Source organism: Bacillus sp. NPDC060175, from assembly GCF_042728695.1.
Lineage (GTDB): Bacteria > Bacillota > Bacilli > Bacillales > Bacillaceae_G > Bacillus_A.
The window spans coordinates 1-13,500 of record NZ_JBHWYR010000062.1 but is presented as its reverse complement, the minus strand read 5'-3'; the positions used below and the strand labels follow the sequence as shown (position 1 = coordinate 13,500).

The 13,500-nt window shown below is 35.0% G+C and carries 11 protein-coding genes and 2 pseudogenes; 3 read left to right on the top strand and 10 right to left on the bottom strand.

Features of this window, described 5'->3' with window-relative positions:
- The first annotated feature begins 91 nt into the window (after positions 1-91).
- Together ACFWDE_RS23595 and ACFWDE_RS23590 are read left to right on the top strand one after the other, a co-directional pair.
- On the top strand, positions 92-562 hold the full coding sequence (locus ACFWDE_RS23595) for a hypothetical protein (protein WP_377895055.1): 471 nt from the start codon (positions 92-94) through the stop codon (positions 560-562).
- 20 nt (positions 563-582) lie between these two features.
- A complete protein-coding gene (locus ACFWDE_RS23590; RefSeq protein ID WP_377895053.1) occupies positions 583-906 on the top strand; it encodes a PepSY domain-containing protein in 324 nt (107 codons plus the stop codon).
- 290 nt (positions 907-1,196) lie between these two features.
- Here ACFWDE_RS23590 and ACFWDE_RS23585 read toward each other — a convergent pair whose 3' ends face one another.
- The 4 genes and pseudogenes from ACFWDE_RS23585 to ACFWDE_RS23570 form a co-directional block, all read right to left on the bottom strand.
- Positions 1,197-1,412, bottom strand: coding sequence for a hypothetical protein (locus ACFWDE_RS23585; protein WP_002146789.1), 216 nt, complete (start codon positions 1,410-1,412; stop codon positions 1,197-1,199).
- Positions 1,413-1,851: 439 nt separating this feature from the next.
- A pseudogene (locus tag ACFWDE_RS23580) lies at positions 1,852-2,067 on the bottom strand (zinc ribbon domain-containing protein); the annotation flags it as partial.
- 108 nt (positions 2,068-2,175) lie between these two features.
- Positions 2,176-3,024, bottom strand: coding sequence for a DUF2935 domain-containing protein (locus ACFWDE_RS23575; protein WP_002146788.1), 849 nt, complete (start codon positions 3,022-3,024; stop codon positions 2,176-2,178).
- A gap of 333 nt (positions 3,025-3,357) precedes the next feature.
- On the bottom strand, positions 3,358-4,803 hold the full coding sequence (locus ACFWDE_RS23570) for a L,D-transpeptidase family protein (RefSeq protein ID WP_377895049.1): 1,446 nt from the start codon (positions 4,801-4,803) through the stop codon (positions 3,358-3,360).
- Between the two features lie 482 nt (positions 4,804-5,285).
- Between ACFWDE_RS23570 and ACFWDE_RS23565 the strand changes: the two genes are divergently transcribed.
- Entirely contained in the window at positions 5,286-5,558 is a 273-nt protein-coding gene (locus ACFWDE_RS23565) for an HU family DNA-binding protein (protein WP_098141724.1), read from the top strand.
- Between the two features lie 225 nt (positions 5,559-5,783).
- Here ACFWDE_RS23565 and ACFWDE_RS23560 read toward each other — a convergent pair whose 3' ends face one another.
- The 6 genes and pseudogenes from ACFWDE_RS23560 to ACFWDE_RS23535 form a co-directional block, all read right to left on the bottom strand.
- A complete protein-coding gene (locus tag ACFWDE_RS23560; RefSeq protein ID WP_377895047.1) occupies positions 5,784-6,116 on the bottom strand; it encodes a DoxX family protein in 333 nt (110 codons plus the stop codon).
- 125 nt (positions 6,117-6,241) lie between these two features.
- Positions 6,242-6,640, bottom strand: a complete 399-nt coding sequence (locus ACFWDE_RS23555) for a DUF1259 domain-containing protein (protein WP_377895045.1) — start codon at positions 6,638-6,640, stop codon at positions 6,242-6,244.
- Positions 6,641-7,213: 573 nt separating this feature from the next.
- The gene (locus ACFWDE_RS23550) at positions 7,214-7,375 is read right to left on the bottom strand and encodes a hypothetical protein (RefSeq protein ID WP_002146781.1); all 162 of its coding nucleotides are present in this window, start codon (positions 7,373-7,375) and stop codon (positions 7,214-7,216) included.
- A gap of 366 nt (positions 7,376-7,741) precedes the next feature.
- Positions 7,742-10,939 carry a bifunctional P-450/NADPH--P450 reductase gene (gene cypD / locus ACFWDE_RS23545; RefSeq protein WP_377895042.1) on the bottom strand — a complete coding sequence of 1,066 codons (3,198 nt, stop codon included), beginning with the start codon at positions 10,937-10,939 and terminating at the stop codon, positions 7,742-7,744.
- 548 nt (positions 10,940-11,487) lie between these two features.
- Positions 11,488-11,562 (bottom strand): annotated as a pseudogene (locus tag ACFWDE_RS23540) (HU family DNA-binding protein); the annotation flags it as partial.
- Between the two features lie 59 nt (positions 11,563-11,621).
- Positions 11,622-13,100 (bottom strand): DHA2 family efflux MFS transporter permease subunit, encoded by a 1,479-nt coding sequence (locus ACFWDE_RS23535; RefSeq protein ID WP_377895040.1) that lies wholly within the window; start codon positions 13,098-13,100, stop codon positions 11,622-11,624.
- Between the last annotated feature and the right edge of the window lie 400 nt (positions 13,101-13,500).

The following is a 13,500-nucleotide window of genomic DNA, read 5'->3' as shown; positions in this document are numbered from 1 at the left end:
TTTTATTTTTTTGCACATTAATCTTCCTTTAATGTTTGTTCAGTAATATAAAGACATGGATAAGGTGCACATGTAAAGGGAGGAGGACATAATGGGAAAATGGATGATGATTGGAGCAATGTCTTGTTTATTCTTAACCGCTTGTTCTACTCAAGCTGATAACGATACAGAAGTACAACAACTGAAAGTAGAAAACGATAAATCACAAAAAGAAGGTGCTCAACTACAACAAGAACCACACAAAACAGGGCCTGCTATGAATGATACTAAGCAAACACAAGATTTCAAAAACGAAGTCACATCTATTGTAGCAAAGGCAAATAACACGAAACCAGTTGGAGCAAAAGAAGATAACTTAAATACGTACTTAGTAGCAAAAAAAGAAATTGACCAATTAGATGACAAGATAGATCTATCTGATGATCAGCTAGAAGCAGATTATCACGCTGGAACGATAACTGTTGAACAATATCAAACGCAAGAAAGAGAACAAAATATACTTGAAGATCAATTAGAGCAAGCAGAAAATGCACTTGAAGCAAGATTTGGAATAGATGATTAATCATTAAGGAGTAGATGAAATTGTTAAAACATAAAAAGAAAATAATTATAAGTGTAATTACTATTTTAGTAATCGGTATCGCTATTGTTGGTGGATATTATGGTATGGGTTACAATTATGCAAAAAAGAATGAAAACTACACAGAGAAACAAGTTCGTGAAATTTCTATAGCTCATACAAATGGAGAAATTATTAATGTGAAAAAAGAATTCGAATTAGAAGATGACAACTTAGCACAATCTAAATTTGAATATGAAGTGGAAATCAAGACACCTGAGAATCTATTAAATGTTTTAAAGGTTAGTGCTAGAACAGGCACAATAGAAATCAATAATGAAGATTAAAAAATATTGATAAATAAAATATCACGTATTTACAAAAACTCCTAACAAGATTTGTTAGGAGTTTTTTCACGTTTATACTCTACTATTCTAAAAGGGAGCCCGCTACATCGCTATCAAACTTAGACTTTAACGTACACTATAAATGGAAATTTCATGTTTTTATAGCACCGAACTTCATTTTTATCATTTTGGGCAACCTGTTCTGTTAAGTTGATATGCATGTGGTGCTATCCCCTAAAAAAAGACTGTCGAAGTAAAACCCCAGAAATCCAAAGGTCTCTGGGGCTTCATTATATATTTAGCTCTTTTTGCTTTTTATTTTGTTTATGTCTGTAAAGGAGTTTACGCCCTATTACGGAAATCAGTAATAAAATCAGTATTAGTACGACAAGTTGCATAAATGATAAATTAAAATATTTAGCACCTGTAACAATTAAAAGTGTAGAAATCGTACCTTTTACAATGAAAAAAATAATAATCCATAACCCGCCTTTTTTCCAGTTCATTTTTATTTTATCCCTTCCCACGTTTAAATTCATAAAAAATCAGTGATAATTTTTGAAAGTGACACCTTAATGGGAATCTATTACATTAATAGAAAAGTAGACTTTTTTACAAAAATCATCTCCAATTAAATGTGACGACTTCATATTAAATAAAAATGATATTCATTGTCAATTTTATTTAATATTTTTAATTCCGATCGTCTCCATAATGTGCCGATTTGAATAACCATTCTTTTCATCTCAATCACTTTCCACTTTGTTTCTTCTGGATAATGTGTAAGAGACTAATAAAGTTATGTGAAGTCCCCACCACTTAGTACCTCTTACGAGCTTACTTGAAGTGTGGGCTTCTCAGTTCATCGCTACTTTTGATAGCTAAAGAATTTGTCTTAAGATAGCCGAGCTAACTCCCTTGTTCCAAAGGTTATTTCATTACTAATCATGTCAGCGCTAATAAGTGTATGGCTTCCTGTTTGATAGTGATAGCTGCATTATATCCACGACTTATTTTTAGTCCACACGAACACTCATATGTTCTTTCAGATAGTAACATTTCTTTTTTGTTTCTACAACCGCCACACATCTTTGTAGAAGGAAATCACTTATCTATTTTCACAAGCTGTTTGCCTTGTTCTTGTAGCTTATACGCTAAGTAAGCTTCATTACATTGCTTGGAAATATTAAAAATCACAAGGAAAAGAAGCTAACAATAAATTGTTAACTTCTCAGCTTAAGGTAAAATAGTATCTTTCCTTATTTTTTACTATCTAGGTTGTGATTTAATATTGGTAAGATGAGCATCAAACATATCAATTATTTCAAGAAACCTATCAGCTTCACGAAATACATGGTCTGCTAATAATGGATGAATGATACTCTTTATTTTACATTGCTCAATTAAATCACGTGCCGTTTTCTTAAAATCCCGAAGAGATGTGACTGACACACGATTTTGATCTAAAAATTGATCTAAAAGAGGAACTGTTTGAGATTGTGGTTTCATAGATTCTAAGTCAATTGCTTGATACATTAATTCATCAAAATCATTGCTGAAATTCCGTGCTGTATCTACGAGCTTTCTTTCCGATGGGTCAAGAAGATGACCAATAAATTTAGCATGGTCTGCCATAATCCTTAAAAAGAAAACATTTTCTTTAATAATAGCATCAGGAAGGGCATCTAATTTACCTTCATTTAATTCAATTAAACGTTTTCTAAAATAATCAGCTTCCCTACTCGTATGGTCAACTAACAGTGGAAAATTATTTTGCCCTGGCAATTTACATGTGAGAATTAATCCTAGAATTTTCCGTTTAAATCCCCAAATATTAGTTGCAGCTTGTTGTACTTCTGAATTAAATCTTTTTATTTGCCCAGGATCTGTTTCATTTGTATAGGAATACGCTATTTGTTCGATATGTTCAAACAATCGATAAAATTGATTAGCTTCTTCGATTAGTTGGGTATCCTCACATCTAAACCCCAACCGAAGAAAAAAAGAATGTTCCTTCATGATTCTAGACCAAAAACGAATTTCATTTAATGATCGTTCAACAAACATTACAGACGTAACACCCGTATCAGGATGTAATGAGGTTTCATCCCTATTCATTCTTAATCCCCCCAGTAAATACTATGCTAGTTCTATTCTTATGAGTAAATATATATATAAATGCCATCAATAAAAATCCATTATGATATTGAGCAGGTCCTTTTGGAAATAAAGAAAAGACACCATCGGGTGCCTTTCTCTGACTTGATAACCACATTTTATGTTTAAATGTACCTAGCTTATATTTTGTATTTCTTATAACTCTCCCCCTGCACACGAGAAGTGCATAGTATAAATAATAAAAAAGAAGCAGAAAATCACTCGCGATTTCCTGCTTCTTTTATAAATTTAAGTTCTAGATACATACATCGCTTCACGCGAAATTGCTATTTACTAGTACACAATAACTGGATCATTAGTATTCAAACTATCATACACAGTTTTTGCAACATTAGGAAGAAGGTTAACACACCCGCCTGATCCCCCTGTTAAATAGGCATTATTCGCCCAGTTTGTTCGCCAGCCAGCATCATGGAATCCTTGACCGCTATTTGTGAATGGAACCCAGTAATCTACTTTAACTGCATAATCAGCTTTACCTACTGCGCTGCCTTTCAACGTGTATGGTGTTCGTTTATATAGGACGTACCACACACCTGGTGATGTATCTTCACTCGTGCTATGTTTACCGGTTACTACATTTGTTGTAACTACTAATTTCCCATCTTTGTAAATCCAAATTTGTTGCTCTGCAATTGAAACTTCCGCATACGTGTCTCCGATGCCATTATTCGATGTTGTTTTATAACCGATACCTTCCTTCTCCCAACCATTACCATGAATATTTGAAGCAGATAGCGATTTTTCACCCTTTTCAAAAGCTTGTTGAACTTGTTTTGTTTCTTTTTCAACATCTAGTGCCCAGCCATAGCCTTGTCCTTTTACTTGTATAACCGAACCGGAATGAGTTTTAAATGTGAAATCTTTATTTAATGTTGATTTAGCATTATTAATTTCAGCAATCTTATTCTTAATGTCGCTCGCATCGATTGTAACTTTCATATCCTTTGACATAGAAGCATTTTGAATTAAATCTTTCGCTTTTAAAGGATACACTTCATTCTGCACTTTATAATCAATGGACTGTTGAAGAAGATCCTGTAGTGCTTTCTCCTCTTTTTTAACAATCGGATTGTCTTCTTTAATAGGCTTTATGTATGTAGACTTCAGATGAATTTCGCTTTTATACTTCTGCTTGTCATAATCTTTCAGTAGATTAGTAATGTCATACTGTTTTCCTTCAACGCTTTTCGAGATAATAACTTTTCCTTGTTCGAGCTTCGCCATAGCATCTTGAGGTGCTTTTAATTCTTTATTCATTGAAACGAGCTTTTCTTCTACAAGTTTTTTCATCGTTTCACTACGATACTGATCTGCCTTTTCTGGTAGCAATGAATAATTTTTTTCCTTTAAGGAAGGGAAAAATGTCCACTGACTTTTTAATAGTTTCTTAACTTGAGGCAAATCTTTTTCCGTAAGTTCCGTTTTTGTATCTTTTTCATCTAAAATTTGTTGTTGATCGACATAGACTTTGTTTGCTAATCCAGATGTTTTTAATTTCTGTATTGCCTGATCAGCGCTCAAACCACCGACTTTTGTGTCGTTAATCGTAACATTCGAATTAAAGTGAGTTGCCTGATAATAACTCACTCCCCCAATGAGAAGTACAATTATACCAATGCCCGCTGCGATAAACTTCCAATTTGTAAAACGTTTGCTTGATCTTACTCGTTTTCTATCAACTTCTTCAACTGATTCATTTACTGTATTGTTGTTCATCAATCTTTCCCCCGTATACATTAACGTCAATCGATTTTAAACCAAAACCATTGACTAGTGTACCTTATTTTTCCTGAAATTTCATTATTTTTGACTAGATTTTATCGCAATTAATTGATTTTATTTAGATTTCTTAATAGAACGACACATAAAAATGGTAGATATTTTTTTCAATTCACGCTAAATAGTCCCTTACAAGTAATAAATCATTATAAAAAGTGTTCCCACTCTATGCCTATCAATCTAACAGAACAAGTCGCTCCAAAAACGCTAAAAATGAACTTCGGTACTCATCCTAGATAGAAAAAATACCGTTTTTTCGTTATGGGGCATTTTATTTTGGTAGCTTAATAGTGATGTGGCGGTACCCCTATATATTAAAACACCTGCTTTACACGGAGATGCTTGTACTGTTTTTGATTGCATCAGGAGTATAGGCACGTTATAATAGTCACCTAATTATATGTAAAGAGGTGCAGAAAATGAATAAGACAGAATTAACAAAAGTAGTAGCAGAAAAAGCAGAACTTACACAAAAGGATGCAGCTGCAGCGACACAAGCTGTATTAGATACTATAACAAATGCGCTAGCAAATGAAGAGAAAGTACAGATTCTTGGTTTTGGTACATTTGAAGTGCGTGAAAGATCTGCACGTACAGGACGTAACCCACAAACAGGTGAAGAAATGCAAATTGCTGCTTCAAAGGCACCTGCTTTTAAGGCTGGAAAAGAATTAAAAGCGGCAGTGAAATAATAATACATAGTGAAACAGGACCTGATATATGAATATCAGATCCTGTTTTTTATTTAGTGGATTCTACATTGTCCGGTTAATTATTATTCATCTAAATACATTAATACTACTAATGAATGAGCACCGCTAAGACGTTAAATAATAATAATCCATTCATGTGTTCTCACACCCCCTATCTATAAAATAATTACAAAACACATAGAGTTTAACTATTTTAGAGTATGCTTAAAAAATATGATAAAAACTTATCCCTAAACTGAGGACACACAAGACAAGCGCAGGTATTGCCTTCTTAAAGGGATCTCTCGCTAATACAATAAGAGTAAGTGCAGCTGCAAGCATCGTACCGCCTAATAACAATCCTGCCAATAAAGCTAGTATTGGAACCCAAATCCCTATCAACATTCCAATCGCTCCTACAATCTCAAAAGCTCCAGTTAAGAAATTAAAAAAAGAAGGTAAACCAAATCGTTTGAACTCATCTGCCATTTTCCCGGATATAATTTTCGTTCCTGTCATTAAAAAGAACACAAACAACACAACACCAGGAAAAGACATTCCAAATATGGAACGCCTTCTTTTATTTTATAAAATCATTCACTTAAATCTATTTTCCAAATATACCATTCAACACTCTGAAATATTCTAATTAACACAATCACTCATTTAACTAAAGATATTGATTAATTGCATAACGCTCTTCTGACTTTTCTTGCGAAAATTAGTGGATCATCAACGTCTTCGATATTAACGTAAATCAAATTTGGATCATCACATAACCACTCATTGTGTATAGACGAAACTATTATTCCTTGTTTAATAATTGTAGCAACAAATTCAGTGACTTCCTTTTGTAAGAGCGCTATCCGGCCTAGACATAATGCCCGTCCAGTTTTATTATCTCTTGATTCGAATGAAAAAGAAGTCGTTACCCTAAAACGTTTTCCCAAGATTGTTGCTTGTATTTCATCCCGATTTATTGTTACCACGCATTTCCCACCGGCGAATCCTTTTTGACCGCCGATAATTCTTGCAAACTGTTGACAAATTGATTCCTCATTAATTGTCATACCTTCAATCATCTCCCTTTTACTGTTAGGTTATGAATTCATACATAGGTCTGAAACGGTAATGAATCTATTTGGTTACAAAAAGATGATGGCAAACTAACGAAATCTGTTAGCCAAATTATTTTTGATCATATGAATTGTTACCAGAGTCTAAATGATGTATATAATATTCATTCTTAATTTATATAACATCTTATTATCGATAGTATCCAAGGAATCTAGCTTTGTCGTTTTAGAGATGTTTCAAGATCTTAGCTTGATGGGCATGAGGTAGCACCAACAAATCGCTTAGTGTTGTAAATCTGTATTTTCATAATTCTACTCCATAAAGAAAAGATGACCTATTTAATACCGTCTTTCATTTTTCTTTTAGTGGAAATGAAAGTAAATTTCTATTCAAAAGTTTACTTTGGTAAATACATAAAAATCAAAAATGCAATTTAACAGAGCCGACAACAAAAAGAACCACTTTCTGTTAGAGAGTGGCTTTGTATAAGTACCATTACTACATATTATAGAGCTCGTATGTAAGTAATTACTTACATGCATATTTCCTTTTTCACTGGAAGAAGAACCCTTATTCCATTACTTTCTAATCATTCTCGTTAAAGCCATTCCAAGAAATCCAACACCCATTCCTATCATCCATCCAGTTTGGGCACTTCCTAACATAGATCCCACTCCTCCACCAAGAAACATGCAGCCAACGAATACTAACCCTCCAATTCCCCAGTTCGGCCGATCCATAATTCAATCACACCCTTTCAATAAAACATATGCTATTAGCTAACTAAACTTTCTTGCATATGAATGGATGGAACGCTTTAATGGTGTGGTTACGAAGTATATAGACAACTATTTGTTTTGGTTTCGTTTTTTATAATTGCACAAGCAATTGGACAAAAATTTGCGAAGAAAAACAATGGTGTTGGAAGCTTGTAAGCAAGTGAATTTTATGACAATGGCAACATTATCAGTCCAGCTTATTTAAAACAGGAAAATCCCGTATTTCATAAAGAATACGGGATTTTTATAAATAAGTTTATTTTGTAAAGTAACACTTAGTCGAAAGAAGTTCATTAGTTAAGTATTACTTATCTAATTAAGAATAATTTATATTCCAGTCCAAACATCTTTTCCATATCGCCCTTCATGTTGCAAATGATCCAACCAATTCCTTGCCTCTTTTTCACTGACTTCATGAATTTCTTGATATGCTTGACAAAGGGTATCTTCTACATCCGGAGCCATTTTACTTCCATCACCACATATATAAAGATGAGCCCCATTATCTAATAACGAAATTAAATTGGTTCTATCTTGTTTTATTAAATGCTGTACATATGTTTTTGGATATCCTTCTAAGCGAGAAAAAGCTGTGTGTAAAAAGATTAATCCATCTCTTTCATCATTTTCCAGTTCTGTACGATAGAGATAATCCTTTTCAGGATGACGACAACCGAAATATAGATGCGCTTGTCCTAAGTTAATACCTTTTTGCTTTTGAACACGACGCGCTTGTAAGAATCCACGGAATGGTGCAATTCCAGTACCTGGTCCAACCATGATAATTGGTGTTTCTGGATCTTCAGGTAATTGAAAGTTTGATTGTGGTGTTCGAATGAAACAGATAATCTCATCTTTATTATTACGCTGAGCTAAATAATTAGAAGCAACTCCTTCATATGTCCCTTGTCCACTCCATGCAGGTGCATTAACAACACCGACCGTAATACTCAGACGATCCTGTGCAACGAGTGGAGAGCTTGAAATAGAATAGTAACGCGGTTTGAGCGCAGGAAGAAGTTCTAAAAAGCGTTCAAATCGGATTTCACAAGCTTCATACTTTTCAAGAAGATCCAACATCGAAATACGTTTTTTTAATATTTGTTCATAATAAACTCCTTCTTCCAATAATGATTCCAATTCCTTTTTATGAGGAGGACAAGCTGTGAATGTCACCAATTCCCGTATTTGTGCTCGAGTGGCTGCTTCCTGAACTTCAACACTATAACTAAGAAGGTCAAATAAACTAATAGGACTATCCAAAGGTATGTGATTTACACTGCGCCCACTTGCGCTCAGTATAACTTGATCTTTCCCGTTTAATCCAAAGCGTTTTAAAACTCGGTTTACATTTTTCTGGCTATTACTTGGCAGCACCCCAAGGTGGTCTCCTTCTTGATAGGTAGCACCTTCTGGCCAAGATATCTCGATATGTCGAGTGCTTCTATCACTGCTAGATAATTGGAGTTCACGATTTCCCAGTACAGATGCATAAACTGCTTCATATGTCCGCGCAAGAGGAGATCCCCCAAGACGACTGACGAATTGTAGACTCAAAGTACTACGCTCTTTCTCCACATTTTTGTTGAGTTCTAATCCAAATGCCTTCATCGCATCAGACCACATGCTTTGTTTCCATTGCTCGAGTTGTTCCTCGAAATCACCACTTGCATCCGCTTCTCCACGTGTAGAAAATCTTGTTGCTCCTTTTTGAGCCATTTGCTCATCAATGTATCTTGGAATCCGCTGATAGGTACTAGCCCAATTATGATCTCCACAACCAAAAACTGCGTATTGAACACCTTTTAGCTCATCCGGTTTTAATTCCTCCAACCACTGCACAAACTGCCCCGCATTACTTGGCGGCTTTCCATTATAAGAAGAAGTTACAATAAGAACTGCTCCTTCTTTTGGCAGACTTCCAATTCGATCGTTAAGAGCTACCACTTCCGTTTGAACACCTTCTAAACTAGCTGTATCTGCTAGTTCTCTTGCAATACCTTCTGCTACCCCTGTATCCGAGCCATACAGAACAAGAAGCGAAAGATTATCGGCTCCAATAATAGAAGGAGTCTTCTGAACTTGCTGCTTGATTTCATGTTCTTTCAGCTTCTCCTCTATAGGTGCAAGGACAGTAGGATGGCTGATAGTTTGATTTCGGGGTAGAATCCTAATCTTAAAATCACCGGGCTTTAGCGTTAATGTTTGTTTTACGTCCAGCTGATAGTCTTGATAATCGATTAATTCAAAATGTTGAAGAAGCATTCCCATTACGAGAGTGGCTTCATGAAGTGCAAACTGCATACCGATACATGCTCGTTGACCATTTCCAAATGGCTTATAAGCATGATGAGGAACCTTATCCGGCTCTTCAAATCGTTCAGGTTGGAATTCTTCCACATTGTCTCCCCATGCATCTTTATCCCTATGTAGCTGTGGAATAAGAACAGAAATACGATCTTCTCCTTTCTTAATTGGGTATTTCCCACCAATCACTGTATCTTCTTTTGCATAGAGACTGAATGCTGGAGCAGTAGGCCATAGACGTAGCGATTCATTTAAAATCATCCGTATATACTTAAGTTTCATAACTTGTTGGTATGTTGGAGTATGATCTGTCAAAACCCGATCTACTTCTTCATAGGCTTTTTTCAATTTATCCGGATTCTTTAATAAAAAATAGATTGCAAAAGATAACAATCCACTTGTTGTCTCATGCCCAGCTATTAAAAAAGTGATAATTTGGAAACGAATATTTTCATCATCTAATTTTTCACCAGTTTCCGGATCCTGCACATTTAACATACGGGAAAGTAAATCATTTTCTTCCTGATTTCCATTCCTTTTACGTTCAGCAATAATATTATCTACTAAAGAAAACATGGATTGGATATCATGCTGAAATTGACGTTTCGTTCTCCACATGAGTTTGTCTTCTATATCCAGTCGCTGTAATTGGTGCATCGCCTCATCTAGAGCACGGCTCATGCTAGTGATAAAAGGATGAGAGGTCTCACGATAAAAGCTATTAAATCGGTAATTAAAACCACATAGACCAATTGTATCCAATGTAAGGCGGGTCATATCCTCCGGAACATCCACATTTTCATTCGGATTAAGTCGTGCCCATTTTTGAACGAGTTGTACGGCAATATCGACCATCATGGCATGGTAATCTTTCATTGCCCGTTGGCTGAATGTAGGCATCAAAATATTATGAGCTTTTTTCCAGTTAGGCTCGTGAGTCTCACTTGTAAATAATCCGTCCCCAGCAAAGGCACGAACTTTTGCTAAAGCACCCTCTATACTTTTATCGAACCGTGTTTCGTCACAGACTTCTGCTACCAGTTCATGTCCGGAAACGACAATTATGGCATCACTTAGAGTTTGAATTCGAAAAATGGGACCATACTCTTCCGCCAGCTTGATAAACGATAGAGTCGGTTTATCTTTATCGATTAATGGGAGATTACCCAGCGGTCCATATGTTTTCGGCTGAGGAATGGCAGATACTTTTTTTTTCATTAAAAACACCCTTTCAAAAAAGCGTGAAATAAAATATCCCATTCAATAAAGAGAAGATAGCAATTAATCGCCTGGGATAAAGATATGTAATTGACTACCTTATTTTATCTTTTCCCTAACTATTCATGATTATGATATTGCGTATAAGGTTGGTAATCTAAGTTGTTTGTTGGCATTAGAGTTATAACTGGCAGAAAAAAATACTAACTTAAAATGAAGCGAATTATTATAATTGGAGCATTATACTGTTTATCAGAAATTGAAAGCAGATATCATCTCTTGTATTTGTTTATAAATCAAATTCCACACTAAAAGCTCCCCACATATTTTGATCAAACTTTATTTTAAAGCTACAGTTGCGCTACATACCCGTTAAGCTAAGTAAAACGAGCACCCCAAAATAAAGAAGTTGACGAGCTTAAGATTGTAGTATTTGAAAAACCGGTAGTTTCTAATGTCTAGTTAAACAAATACGATAAGCAAGTATACCGTGTTACTAGTGAAAAAGGATCTGATATGAATATCAGATCCTTTTTCACTATATACAATTATTTCACTGCTTCTTTCAGTTCTTTTCCAGCTTTAAATACCGGCGCCTTAGCAGCAGAAATTTGCATTTCTTCATAGTCTAACTAATCAGCAAAAAACTTGTAGGAATCATTATCTAGAGTTTTATTTTTCTCTACCGATTTAACCTCTCGACAGCTTCCGCGCTTGTATCTACACGTTTAACGAAAAAAACTAATAGTAGTGCAACAACATTCATGCCAAGCGCTACATAGAATGAATATTGAATTCCGGATAATAAAGCCTTCTGAGTTAATATTGCCTTCGTAGTTTCTGTGAAGGTTGTTGGATCTACATCAGACATTAGACTTTCAGCTTTTGTTGTTGTTACAGAATTCATAATCGTAACAAGAATAGCAGTACCAATCGAACCGGACACTTGTTGAGCTGTATTATTAACAGCCGTACCGTGCGGATTTAAGCGAGTTGGCAATTGATTAAGGCCGTTTGTCATAAGTGGCATCATCACCATTGCCATCCCAAACATCCGCAGTGTGTAAATAAGAATAATATGTGTGTGACTAGAGTCAATTTGCAGGTTTGCCAACATATAAGTTGAAACAGCTGTAATGGAAAGTCCTACTATGCCAAGAATCCGAGGGCCATATTTATCAAATAGTTTACCTGTGATTGGTGACATAACCCCCATTATTACCGCACCCGGAAGCATCATCAGCCCAGAGTTCAGCGGCGAAATGCCACGGACGTTTTGTACATAAGCTGGTGTTAAAATCATACCTGAAAACATGGCCACCGCGTTGACAATTGCAATTACAGACGCAAGTGCAAACATTGGGTACTTGTAAACACGTAAATCCAATAACGGCTCATTCATTTTTAATTGACGGATAACGAAAGCAATTAGGGCAATAGCGCCTATGATTAAGGTTGTTAAGACAACTGTATCCGTCCAACCACCTGAGCTTGCAGAACTGAATCCATATAACAAACCGCCAAAACCGATAGAAGATAATAGTAATGAGAGATAATCAAGTTTTGCATTTTTGTTTTGTTTCATGACATTCTCAGATTTCCAAATCCCTAACAGTAAGCTAATAATCGCTAACGGTAAAATCATTTCAAAAAGCAAACGCCAGTCATAATACTCTACAATATAACCTGATAGTGTCGGTCCAATTGCTGGAGCTGTAATCATAACTAATCCAAAAATCCCCATTGCTGTTCCTCGTTTTTCTCTTGGGAAGCTTACTAGCATAATATTCATTAACAAAGGCCCCATGACTGAAGAACCTGCTGCTTGAACCATCCGGCCAGTAAGTAATAAACCAAAGTTCGGCGCTAAAGCTGCTAAGGCAGTACCAAGAATAAAAATTATCATGGATGTAATAAATAAGCTCCTATTTGAGAAGCGGGTTATTAAAAATGCTGATGCTGGAATTAATATACCACTAACAAGCATATACCCTGTAGAAAGCCACTGAATCGTTGAATAATCTTTAATGCCTAAATCTTTCATTATTGATGGCAAAGCTACATTTAAAAGCGAGTTATTTAGAAATGAAACAAATGCCCCAATAAAAAGAATTACAAGCATTAAATATGGTGGGTTTCTTTTATGTAATGTTTCACTCATATATTTGTTTGCTCCTTCATTATAAATTTCATTGATTAGTTTAAATCGTTTGCATATCTGTACAAGAATACTTTACCCTCGCAGTATTTTGCCAAACTCTTCAAATAGATATTCTCTTTTTAGCAATTCCATTTTCTCAACATAACATTTTAAATCTTCTTCATTGACTAAACCTTTATAAACATTTAAATAAGATTTTGAATGAATGTATAAATGAGCTTGTTTTGAAAATGAAAAAAGGAGACGCTATACTGCGTTTGTTAACCGAAATTAAATTAGGGCTGAAATAAACAAAAGAAGCAATTGAAAATGCCCTTCTAAAATAAGTCAAGAACCTAGAAACTATGGTAATTGAAAGTGGAAATGTTTATAATCCTATATATCATTATATATATATCTG